Raw genomic sequence first — 1,768 nt, 5'->3', positions numbered from 1 at the left:
TTCGAGAATCAAGTGTAACTTGATTCTCCATTGCCTAAACGATTTCCAGATCAAGAGGCACACTGTTGCCTTTTGATCCAGAAGCTCGGTCATTTATGGCCGAGTAGTTCACGTTATTTAATTTTATTAATTTCAAAACAAGATCCAAGCAAAGCGCTTAATGACAATACTTCAACTGGGTATTCTTTAATTTATTAGAGGCTTTGATGCCCTCTTAGTAGAAACTGTCAACTAGGATTCTTCCGCAACGGGTTTTAATTAAGAAGACATCGATTGTTGATACCGATGCGTTTCTCCGTACTTAATTCCAAATTATCGGTTTTAGACCTTTTGCGGTTCGGAGACGAATGCTCGGAATGCTCATGTGGGTGTTGAGATTCAAATTCCGGCTAGTAAGCTGCATGCTTTAAGTCTGGTAAAGGATTAATTAAATAAAAACTGAGCAGGAACTAGTGACTAACCACCATTTGTTTCTGCTCAGTTTTTTTGGCTAATTGATAAATTTTAGTTAATTTCCCGCTTTGGATTAAGTAAATTCATCGGGTTAAATAAGGCTTTAATTTGATGTTAAACTTCAAATAAATTAGTGTATTCACCATAGCCTTCCGCGACCAATTGATCTTTAGGAATAAAACGGAGGGCCGCAGAATTAATGCAGTAACGGAGACCGCCACGATTAAGCGGACCATCGGTAAAGACATGCCCTAAGTGCGAATTTGCTTGGGGACTCCTTACTTCAGTCCGTTCCATTCCAAATGATTGATCACGATGTTCACTTAACTTGATAATTGGCTTGGTAAAGGCCGGCCATCCGCAACCTGAATCGTACTTGTCCTGAGACGAAAAAAGAGGTTCTCCACTCACAACATCGACATAAATCCCTTCTTCAAAGAAGTTATCGTATTTTCCGGTAAATGGTTTTTCAGTGGCGGCATTTTGGGTAACTTCATATTGAATTGGTTGGAGTTTTCTTAAGCGTTCTGCTTTATCCACGAAAGCTCACCTCCTCATTAACAATCATGAGTCGTTCGTTCCAGATGTTCGAATTGCTGATTCGTTAAATCAACAACTTCAACATTATCGCACAAAGTCGCAAGCGGTGATTTTAATGGCATTGTGAAATAAGTTGGCTCAAAGTCTAACTTCATTTTTTCAGCATATTGCGGCTTGGTATAACTTTTATAGTAGATTTCACCAAGATTCGAAGAAAAATGTGCATCAAAATCAGCTGGTAACGGTTGTGAACCATCTAAAATAATAAATTTGAAGTTAACATCTAGCGAACAGTTACCAAGATCAGAGAACGGGCCCACCCCATCATCGAAATCTAAGACTAACTTTTGATCCGCTTTCAAATAGCGGGCTAACCGTTCTTTAGCAGCTGGTGTTACCGTTAATTGCATTTTAATCCCTACTTTCTAGCTTAAGTGATTTTTATTATACCCTCTCCTTACTTTAAGTAATAAAAATTTGCTCATTAATCTCTAGTTATAAAGCAATAACCGAAAAAACTACTCGCTGATTCAATAGCAAGCAGAACATAATTTATTTCTTTGAAAATGACTCTTTGTTCGATCTCAGCTTGAGAACTTAATTTTATCCCTAATTTTTCGGTAATATTCGGAGATACAAAAAGAGAGGCTGGGAAAAAACTCCTAGTCCAAAGTAAAAACCGGATGATGAATTTCTTAAACAATTCATCATCCGGTTTTTATGTACACAGGAAGTCGCTCCTGATATGATGTAATTAGCCCAAAACAAACAAAAA

Annotated in this window: 2 protein-coding genes; both read right to left on the bottom strand. The window is 37.6% G+C overall.

Annotated elements, in window-relative coordinates; genetic code table 11:
- Positions 1-567 precede the first annotated feature (567 nt).
- A complete protein-coding gene (gene msrB / locus H5993_RS09090; RefSeq protein WP_204777101.1) occupies positions 568-993 on the bottom strand; it encodes a peptide-methionine (R)-S-oxide reductase MsrB in 426 nt (141 codons plus the stop codon).
- Between the two features lie 17 nt (positions 994-1,010).
- Positions 1,011-1,403, bottom strand: coding sequence for an iron-sulfur cluster biosynthesis family protein (locus tag H5993_RS09085; protein ID WP_204777100.1), 393 nt, complete (start codon positions 1,401-1,403; stop codon positions 1,011-1,013).
- Positions 1,404-1,768 lie beyond the last annotated feature (365 nt).

It is taken from the genome of Limosilactobacillus alvi, from assembly GCF_016900115.1.
Classification (GTDB): domain Bacteria; phylum Bacillota; class Bacilli; order Lactobacillales; family Lactobacillaceae; genus Limosilactobacillus; species Limosilactobacillus alvi.
This window is presented reverse-complemented; position numbering and strand designations above follow the sequence as displayed.